Origin of the sequence: Streptomyces triticirhizae (assembly GCF_003696235.1) — a bacterium.
Classification (GTDB): Bacteria; Actinomycetota; Actinomycetes; order Streptomycetales; family Streptomycetaceae; genus Streptomyces; species Streptomyces triticirhizae.
The window spans coordinates 1-8,918 of the sequence record NZ_RFFJ01000228.1 but is presented as its reverse complement, the minus strand read 5'-3'; the positions used below and the strand labels follow the sequence as shown (position 1 = coordinate 8,918).

Here is an 8,918-nt window from a genome sequence, read left to right as displayed (position 1 = left end):
TGCGGCGGCTGCACGCCGTTCCGCTGACCGCCCTGCCCGGGCCGCTGCCGGCGGCCGGCGGCCCGGCGCGGGTGGCGCGGGCGGTGGCGCGGCTGCGGGCCGAGGTGAAGGACCCCCGGCTGGCCGCCGCGCGGCGGCGGGTGGAGCGGGCGTACCGGGACGTGCCCGGTCAGGGCGGCGGGCGGGCGCTGTGTCACGGCGACTTCCACCTGGGCCAGCTGGTGCGCCTGCCGGCGGGCGGTTGGCGGCTGATCGACGTGGACGACCTCGGGGTCGGCGACCCCGCCTGGGATCTGGGGCGCCCCGCCGCCTGGTACGCGGCGGGCCTGCTGCCGCCCGAGGACTGGCAACGGCTGCTGTCCGGCTACGGGTTGGCGGAGGACGGCGCCCTCTGGGCGCGGCTGGACGCGCCGGCGCGGGCGTTCGCGGTGCAGGGCGCGGCGCGGGCGTTGCTCCACGCGCAGGCGGGCGGCGGTGAACTCGACGGCGAGGGCGTGGCGTTGGTCGAAGCCTGTGGTCGCATCGGCGGGCTGCCGTAGGGTGTGGGAGACAGCAGATCGACCATGGAGCCGATGATGCAGTGTCCCAAGTGCGGCGCGCCGATGCGCACGTTCAACCGAAGCGGCGTTCAGATCGAGCAGTGCGACGGCTGCCGGGGAATCTTCCTGGACTACGGGGAGTTGGAGCACATCACCCAGCTGGAGTCGCAGTGGGCCCCGCCGGGCGCCCCCGCGCCGCCGCCTCCGCAGCAGCCGCACTACCAGCAGCCGCCGCCCGGGCCCGGCTGGGGCGCGCCCCAGCACGGCGGCCACCACGGTGGGCACTACGGCCGCCGCCGCAAGGGCGGCCTCTCCGGCCTGTTCTTCTCCTCGTAGCGGGAGGGCCCCGCAGCGGGAAGTTCCCCGCCGCTGAAGCCCGTTCCCCGGCACGTGCGCCCGCGCCGGTCTCCTCCGGGAGGCCGGCGCGGGCGTTTCCGTACGGGTGTGCGGTGCGGTGGGCTCCGAACCGGTGAAAATTCGCGACTCGGCACAAGCGGGGCTTCCGGTGGGTGATGGTGTGAGTACGGAAGGTCAGCAGTCGCATTCGACTTGGAGTGAGGATGGCAGGGAGCGGTCAGGGCGCGGGGTCGCGCCGCCCTCGGCGTGGGCTGGTGGCGACGGCGTGAGGGCGCGGGTCTCCCTCGGCGGCATCAGCTTCTCCGGGGTCAGCGGCTGGCCGGTGCCGCACCGGGGCACCGGCGGCAACGAGTGGGTCACCGGCCGGTGTTGGCTCTACTGCCGGCGGGAGAACATCAGCGTGTTGTGGATCGGCCCGATCCGCGCGCCGCGCGCGGACGGGGACCTGTACGCGTGCGGTCAGTGCATCGCGGAGCTGGTGCACATGGTCTACGAGGAGCAGCACCGCGTGGACATGCCGGCCCGGCGGCCCTAGGAGACAGACGGGGCCGGTAGCGTCGCGGTCATGCGCGCTGTGACGATTCCTGAGCCGGGTGGCCCCGAGGCGTTGGTCTGGTCCGAGGTGCCCGACCCCGAGGCGGGGGCGGGCGAGGTGCTGGTGGAGGTCGCCTCCAGCGGCGTCAACCGGGCCGACGTTCTCCAGCGGCAGGGCTTCTATGATCCGCCGCCCGGCGCCTCGCCCTATCCGGGCCTGGAGTGCGCGGGCCGGGTGGTCGCGCTCGGCCCCGGGGTGAGCGGTTGGCGGGTGGGCGACGAGGTGTGCGCGCTGCTGGCCGGCGGCGGCTATGCGGAGCTGGTGGCCGTGCCGGCGGGTCAACTGCTGCCCGTTCCCGGGGGAGTTGGGCTGGTCGCCGCCGGCGGGCTGCCGGAGGTCGCGTGCACGGTGTGGTCGAACGTGTTCGGCGCCGCCGGCCTGCGGGCCGGCGAGACGCTGCTGGTGCACGGGGGCGCGAGCGGGATCGGGACGTTCGCGATCCAGCTGGCGCGGGCGCTGGGGGCGCGGGTCGCGGTGACGGCGGGGAGCGCCGAGAAGCTGGAACGCTGCCGGGAGTTGGGCGCCGAGGTGCTGGTGAACTACCGGGAGGACGACTTCGTCGAGGCGCTGGGCCGGGTCGGCGGCGCCGACGTGATCCTGGACATCGTGGGCGCGCGCTATCTGGCGCGCAACATCGCGGCGTTGGCGCCCGGCGGCCGGCTGGTGGTGATCGGCTTCCAGGGCGGGGTGAAGGCGGAGCTGGACCTGAGGACGCTGCTGGCCAGGCGCGCCTCGGTCACCGCGACCTCGCTGCGGGCGCGGCCGGCTGAGGAGAAGGCGGCGATCGTCGCGGAGGTTCGGGAGCGGGTCTGGCCGCTGCTCGCCGAGGGGCGGGTGCGGCCGGTGATCGACCGGCTGTTGCCGCTGCCGGAGGCCGCGTTGGCGCACGAGGTGCTGGAGGCCGGCGGCCATGTGGGCAAGGTGCTGCTGACCGCGACCGGCGAGGAGGGGGACCTCACCGCGCCCCGCCCGGCCTGAGCCGGGGACGGTTCGGAACAACAACCGGCCCGCCCGAGATGCCCGTTATGCCGCTTCGTGTCACGCTGGTCTCATCACCGGATGGATCACCGCGAAGGGTCGGGACTCGTGAGGCTGTGGGTGGGAATCGCGCTGGCCGGGGTCGCGCTGCTGACCGTCGCCACCGCCTTCGCGGCGGCGGCCGTGGCGAACGACCGGGGAGCCGGCCGGGGAGCGGAACGTGGGGCCGAGCACGGAGCGGAGCGGGCCGCCGCCGGGGAGGGTGACCGCCGGTTCGAGGGGCGGACCGAGCGGCGGGCGGACGGGGAGCGCGTCGCCGAGTGGCGGATCGTCGACCAGCCGACCACCCGCTGGCAGGGCCGGGGCAGCGAGCGGCTGGCGCGGGGCGCCGGGGGCGCGGCACCGGGCGGCGAGATCGTTCCCGTGATGCCGCTGGGCGCGGGGCTGACCTGCCTGGGGCTCGGCCTCGGGCTGTTCGGCTACCGCCTGCGGCAGGGCTGAGGGCCGGGCGGACCAGGGGCGGCCGGGGCGGCCGGGAGCGCCCCGAAGGCGCGACAGCCAGTGAACATACTCGGTAAGCGGGCTTGCCGCGCCGCCTACATACCCGGTATACATACGCGGTATGTCAATCCGTTTCGGGCTGCTAGCCCTGTTGGACCAGGGGCCTCGCTATGGCTCCCAGCTGCGTGCGGAGTTCGAGTCCCGCACCGGCACCACCTGGCCGTTGAACATCGGTCAGGTCTACACGACGCTCGGCCGCCTGGAGCGGGACGGGCTGATCCGGCCCGAGGGCGGCGGGGACGCCAAGCAGCAGCTGTACGCGATCACGGAGGAGGGGCGACGTTCGCTCGTCGAGTGGTTCGACAGCCCCGTGGACCGCACCCAGCCCTCGCGGGACGAGCTGGCGATCAAGCTGGCGATGGCCGTCGGCACCCCGGGCGTCGACCTCCGCGAGGTGATCCAGCGGCAGCGCCGCCACACGCTGAGCGCCATGCGGGACTACACCCGGCTCAAGGCCGACGCGATGAACGCGGACCGGTCCAGGCCCGAATCCGCCGACTCCGACCCCGACGACGTCGCGTGGCTGCTGGTGCTGGAGCAGTTGATCTTCTACGCCGAGGCCGAGGTCCGCTGGCTGGACCACTGCGAGGCGCGGCTGGTGCGCCTCGCCGCCCAGCGGGCCGAGCGCGGCGGGCGTGCCGGGGGGCCGCCCGCCGCCGACGAGGCACCCCCGCGGCCCGTCGCCCGGAAGGGGGCCTCGTCATGAGCCACCCGGGAACGGACGAACCCGCCGCCGCCGTGCTGGAGTTGCGCGAGCTGAGCCGCACCCACGGCACCGGACCGGCCGCCGTGCACGCGCTGCGCGGCGTGCACATGACCGTGCGGGCCGGGGAGTTCGTCGCGGTGATGGGCCCGTCGGGCTCGGGCAAGTCCACCCTGCTGACGCTGGCCGGCGGGCTGGACACGGCCACCGGCGGCGAGGTCCTCGTCGAGGGGCAGGCCCTCGGGCAGCTGAAGCGGGCCCAACTGGCCAAGCTGCGGCGGACCTCCATCGGCTATGTCTTCCAGGACTACAACCTCATACCGGCGCTGACCGCCGCCGAGAACATCGCGCTCCCCCGCGAGCTGGACGGCGTCCGGCAGCGCACCGCCCGCCGCGAGGCGCTGGCCGCGCTGGAGGAGATGGGGCTGGCCGAGGTCGCCGACCGGTTCCCCGACGAGATCTCCGGCGGGCAGCAGCAGCGGGTGGCCATCGCCCGCGCGCTGGTCGGCGACCGGCGGCTGCTGCTGGCCGACGAGCCGACCGGCGCGCTGGACACCGAGACCAGCGACGCGGTGCTGGCGCTGCTGCGGCGCCGCTCCGACCAGGGCGCGGCCGTGGTGCTGGTGACCCACGAGACCCGGTTCGCCGCATGGGCGGACCGGGTGGTCTTCCTGCGCGACGGCACGGTGGTGGACGAGTCCGCCGCCAGCTCCGCCGAGTCGCTGCTGACCGGCGAGGGAGCCCGATGAGCCGGCGGGGCACCTGGCGGCTGGCGCTGCGCGTCGCCCGCCGCGACGCGCTGCGCGCCAAGGGCCGCAGCGCGCTGGTCGTGGCCATGATCGCGCTGCCCATCCTGGGCGCGGCCGGCGCCGACCTGGCGCTGCGCAGCGGCGAGCTGTCGGTGGCCGAGAAGCTGGAGCACACCATCGGGCAGGCCGACGCCAGCTACGAGCTGACGGGCTCCGACCCGGTGATCCAGGACTTCGAGGGCTTCTGGACGATCAGCGAGGACGTCTTCGCGCGGACGCCCGAGGACGCCGAGCCGCCCGAGCCGCCGTGGCAGACGCCCGAGGAGCTGCTGGCGCTCGTCGAGCCGCTGGTGCCCGAGGGCAGCACCCTGGTCTACGAGCGGACCGACTGGCTGCGGGCCAGCACCGCGCACGGGGTCTCCGATGTCGAGATCACGGAGACCGAAGCGGGTCACGCCCTCGCCGAGGGCCAACGGCGGCTGCTCGACGGCCGCTACCCGGAGACGGACGGCGAGATCGCGGCGTCCTCCGCGTTCCTCTCCGAGGGCGGGCTGGCCATCGGCGACGAGGTCACCGTCAACACCTGGGGAGAACGGCTGGACGAGGGGACCACCCTCACCGTCGTCGGCAGCTTCGAGGACCCGGGCCAACTTGGCCAACACGAGCTGGTCGCGCTGCCGGGGGCCGCCCTGGAGCCCGGCCCGTACATGCAGGGCAGGGTGCTGGTCGACGTGCCGGGCGAGGGCGGCGTGGTCGACTGGCCGATGGTCCAGGAGGCCAACGAGCGCGGCTTCGTGGTCGTCTCGCGCGAGCTGGTGCTCGACCCGCCGTCGCGGAGCCTGCTCTCCGCCGAGGCCCAGCAGATCGCCGCGAGGAGCGGGAACGTGGACGGGGCGGCCGTGGCCGTCGCCGTGGTGGCCGTTTCGCTGATCGTGCTGGAGGTCTGCCTGCTGGCCGGGCCGGCGTTCGCGGTCAGCGCCCGGCGCTCGCGCCGCCAACTCGGCCTGGTGGGGGCGAACGGCGGCGAGCGGCGCCATCTGCGGGCCATCATGCTGGCCAGCGGCCTGGTGCTGGGCGCGGTCGCCGCCGTGGTCGGCCTGGTCGGCGGGGTGCTGCTGGTGCTGGCGACCAAGCCCTGGCTGGAGGAGCGGCTGGGTTCGCGGTTCGGGGCCTGGGACTTCCGCTGGCTTGAGCTGGGCGGGATCGCGGTCCTGGCGGTGCTGATCGGGCTGCTGGCCGCCGTGGTGCCGGCGTACAACGCGGCCCGCGCCTCCGTCCTGTCCTCGTTGACCGGGCGGCGCGGGGTGCGGCGCGGCGGGCGGGTGCTGCCGCTGGTCGGCGGCTGCGCGCTGCTGTTCGGCACGGCGCTGGCGCTGCTCGGCGGGCTGCTGCTCGGCGAGACGGTGCCGGTCGCGGTCGGCGCCGTGGTGGCCGAGCTGGGCCTGGTGGCGTTGACCCCGCTGCTGGTCGGGGCGTTCGGGCGGCTGGCCCGCTGGCTGCCGCTGGTCCCCCGGCTGGCGCTGCGGGACGCCGCCCGCAACCGGGGCCGCACCGCGCCCGCCGTCGCCGCCGTGCTGGCGGCCGTCGCCGGCACCGTCGCCGTGGCGACCGTGACGGTCAGCGACGAGGCCGAGCAGCGCGCGGCGTACGAGCCCGAGCTACCGGAGGGGAACGCGGCGGTGGTCTCGTTCCTGCCCGACGCGTCCTCCGACCTCGATGTCGCCCGGGGCGCGGTCGAGCGGGAGACGCGGGTGGGCGAGCGGTTCGACCTGGCGCTGGCCGTGCCGGGCCCGCTCGACTGCCGGACGGAGTCCCCCTATGGCGAGGAGGAGATGTTCTGCGGGCAGACGGTGCCCCAGCCGGCGGCCGGCCTCGACTGCCCGGCCTGGGGGGAGGCGGGCGAGGGGATGGACGTCGAGGAGCGCCGCGCCGCGCTTCAGGGTCCGCTCTGCTCCGGGGTCTCCTGGATGGGCGGCTCGGCGGCCTCGGTGATGGTGGCCGAGCCCGAGGCGCTGGCGGCGCTCGGCATCGAGGAGCCGGGGGCCAGCGAGGCCCTGGCGGACGGAGAGGCGCTGGTCGCGCACGAGGACCTGCTCGACGCGGACGGCCGGCTGACCCTCGGGCTGCTCACCGAGTATCCGGAGGACTGGAGCGACTCGGCGATGCCGAGGGACACCCCGGCCGCCGAGGTGGACCTGCCCGCGCATGTGCTGTCCGACGGGAAGCTGGCGCCGGCCGTGCTGCTGAGCCCACGGACGGCGGCCGACGCCGGCCTCGCCGAGCTGGACCTGGGCAGCGTCTACGCGCTGGCGAACGCGCCGAGCGGCGCGGAACGGCAGGCGGTGGACGCCGAGTTGCAGAAGCTGGGCGGCGACATCTGGTTCTACGCCGAGGAGGGCTTCGACCGCGACAACTCGCTGGCGCTGCTGATCCTGGCGCTGGCCGCCACGGTGATCACCATCGGCGCGGCCGGCATCGCCACCGGGCTGGCCCAGGCGGACGCCGCCGCCGACCTGGCGACGCTCTCGGCCGTCGGGGCCACCCACCGGCTGCGCCGTACCCTCTCCGGACTCCAGTGCGGGCTGATCGCCGCGATGGGGGTGTTGCTCGGCGCGGTCGCCGGGCTGGTGCCGGCGCTGGGGCTGCGGCTGGTGGAGCACCGGGTGGAGCTGGACCGCTGGCAGCCGCTCTGGGACGCGGGCGAGATCAGCTCGCCGCGCCCCGAGCTGTTCGTGGAGCTGCCGTGGGCGACGTTCGCTCAGCTGCTGGTCGTGGTGCCGCTGGTCGCCTGGCTGCTGGCGACGCTGCTGACCCGCTCCCGGGTGCCCCTGGCGCGGCGGGTCGGATGAGGGTCGTTGCATGATGGAGGTATGACTCAGCCGAGGAACGAACCATCGCAGGAGAACGCCCAGGTCCTGGTCGTCGGCCCCGACGGGATGGCGCTCAGCAACCCGGGCGGTCGGGACGGCGAGGAGGGGCACTCCGAGACCCCCGTCACGGAGATGGTGGAGCAGCCGGCGAAGGTCATGCGGATCGGCAGCATGATCAAGCAGCTCCTGGAGGAGGTGAAGGCGGCTCCGCTGGACGAGGCCAGCCGGGTCAGGCTGAAGGAGATCCACGCCAGCTCGGTCAAGGAGCTGGAGGAGGGTCTCGCGCCGGAGCTGGTGGCCGAGTTGGAGCGGCTGTCGCTGCCCTTCACCGACGACGGGGTGCCCACGGAGGCCGAGCTGCGCATCGCCCAGGCGCAGCTGGTCGGCTGGCTTGAGGGCCTCTTCCACGGCATCCAGACCGCGCTGTTCGCCCAACAGATGGCGGCCAGGGCCCAGTTGGAGCAGATGCGCCGGGCCCTGCCGCCGGGCGCGCTGGGGCCCGAGGACCTGGACCAGGACGAGCAGCGGCAGCAGGGCGGGGCCCGCTCGGGGCCCTATCTGTAACGGTCACCCGATCTCACCGGACGGGCGAGGGGCCCGGGTCCGAACGTTCGGACCCGGGCCCCGCCGTATCGCCGTGCCGGGGACCGGTCAGGTCCAGGTGATCAGCTTCTTGGGGTGTTCCAGAACGGCGGCGACGTCGCCCAGCAGCCGGGAGCCCAACTCGCCGTCGATCAGCCGGTGGTCGAAGGAGAGCGCCAGGGTGGTCACCTTGCGCGGCTTGACCTTGCCCTTGTGCACCCAGGGCTGGTCCTTGATCGCGCCGAACGCGAGGATCGCGGACTCCCCCGGGTTGAGGATCGGCGTGCCGGTGTCGATGCCGAAGACGCCGATGTTGGTGATGGTGACGGTGCCCCCGCGCATGTCGGCCGGGCTGGTCCGCCCCTCCCGCGCGGTGGCGATCAACTCGCCGAGCGCGCGGGAGAGTTCGGGCAGGGTCTTGGCGTGGGCGTCCTTGATGTTGGGCACCAGCAGCCCCCTGGGGGTGGCGGCGGCGATGCCCAGGTTGACGTAGTCCTTGTAGACGATCTCCTGGCGTTCCTCGTCCCAGGCCGCGTTGGCCTCGGGGTTCCGCCGCAGGGCGACCAGCAGCGCCCTGGCCACCAGCAGCAGCGGGTTGACGCGCAGGCCCGCCATGTCGGGGTCGCTCTTCAGGCGCTCGACGAGGCGGACGGTCCTGGTGATGTCGACGGTGACGAACTCGGTGACGTGCGGGGCGGTGAACGCGCTGTCCACCATCGCCTGCGCGGTGGCCTTCCGCACCCCGCGCACCGGCACCCGCCGCTCGCGGATCGCGGCGAGCGACTGGGGCTCGACCGCCGGGCTCTCCCGCACGCCGCCGCCCTCGGGGGCGGGGAACGGCTCGAACGCGGGGGCCGCGGCCGGGGCGGCCTCGCCCGGCGCGGGCCTCGGCTCGGCGGCGGCGTGGACGTCGTCCCTGGTGATGACCCCGCCGGGCCCGGTGGGCACCACGGCGGCGAGGTCGACGCCGAGGTCCTTGGCCAG

General features: G+C 74.9%; 10 protein-coding genes. 9 read left to right on the top strand and 1 reads right to left on the bottom strand.

Annotation, left to right across the window (positions count from 1 at the left end):
• The 9 genes from EBN88_RS26265 to EBN88_RS26225 form a co-directional block, all read left to right on the top strand.
• The coding region (locus tag EBN88_RS26265; protein ID WP_147472855.1) for a phosphotransferase family protein at positions 1 to 539 on the top strand (539 nt) is incomplete at its 5' end.
• Positions 540 to 575: 36 nt separating this feature from the next.
• Positions 576 to 875, top strand: coding sequence for a TFIIB-type zinc ribbon-containing protein (locus EBN88_RS26260; RefSeq protein WP_122399539.1), 300 nt, complete (start codon positions 576 to 578; stop codon positions 873 to 875).
• 286 nt (positions 876 to 1,161) lie between these two features.
• Positions 1,162 to 1,431 carry a hypothetical protein gene (locus EBN88_RS26255; protein WP_122399538.1) on the top strand — a complete coding sequence of 90 codons (270 nt, stop codon included), beginning with the start codon at positions 1,162 to 1,164 and terminating at the stop codon, positions 1,429 to 1,431.
• A gap of 30 nt (positions 1,432 to 1,461) precedes the next feature.
• A complete protein-coding gene (locus tag EBN88_RS26250; RefSeq protein WP_122399537.1) occupies positions 1,462 to 2,469 on the top strand; it encodes an NAD(P)H-quinone oxidoreductase in 1,008 nt (335 codons plus the stop codon).
• 108 nt (positions 2,470 to 2,577) lie between these two features.
• On the top strand, positions 2,578 to 2,970 hold the full coding sequence (locus EBN88_RS26245) for a hypothetical protein (RefSeq protein ID WP_122399536.1): 393 nt from the start codon (positions 2,578 to 2,580) through the stop codon (positions 2,968 to 2,970).
• Positions 2,971 to 3,091: 121 nt separating this feature from the next.
• Positions 3,092 to 3,736 carry a PadR family transcriptional regulator gene (locus EBN88_RS26240; RefSeq protein WP_122399535.1) on the top strand — a complete coding sequence of 215 codons (645 nt, stop codon included), beginning with the start codon at positions 3,092 to 3,094 and terminating at the stop codon, positions 3,734 to 3,736.
• On the top strand, positions 3,733 to 4,482 hold the full coding sequence (locus EBN88_RS26235; RefSeq protein WP_122399534.1) for an ABC transporter ATP-binding protein: 750 nt from the start codon (positions 3,733 to 3,735) through the stop codon (positions 4,480 to 4,482). Before EBN88_RS26240 ends, EBN88_RS26235 begins: the two co-directional genes overlap by 4 nt.
• Entirely contained in the window at positions 4,479 to 7,331 is a 2,853-nt protein-coding gene (locus tag EBN88_RS26230; RefSeq protein WP_158621537.1) for an FtsX-like permease family protein, read from the top strand. Before EBN88_RS26235 ends, EBN88_RS26230 begins: the two co-directional genes overlap by 4 nt.
• Before the next feature lie 21 nt (positions 7,332 to 7,352).
• Positions 7,353 to 7,916, top strand: coding sequence for a bacterial proteasome activator family protein (locus tag EBN88_RS26225; RefSeq protein WP_122399532.1), 564 nt, complete (start codon positions 7,353 to 7,355; stop codon positions 7,914 to 7,916).
• A gap of 87 nt (positions 7,917 to 8,003) precedes the next feature.
• On the opposite strand, the gene EBN88_RS26220 is transcribed toward EBN88_RS26225, so the two are convergent.
• Positions 8,004 to 8,918: dihydrolipoamide acetyltransferase family protein (locus tag EBN88_RS26220; RefSeq protein ID WP_147472854.1), on the bottom strand; the 915-nt coding region annotated here is incomplete at its 5' end.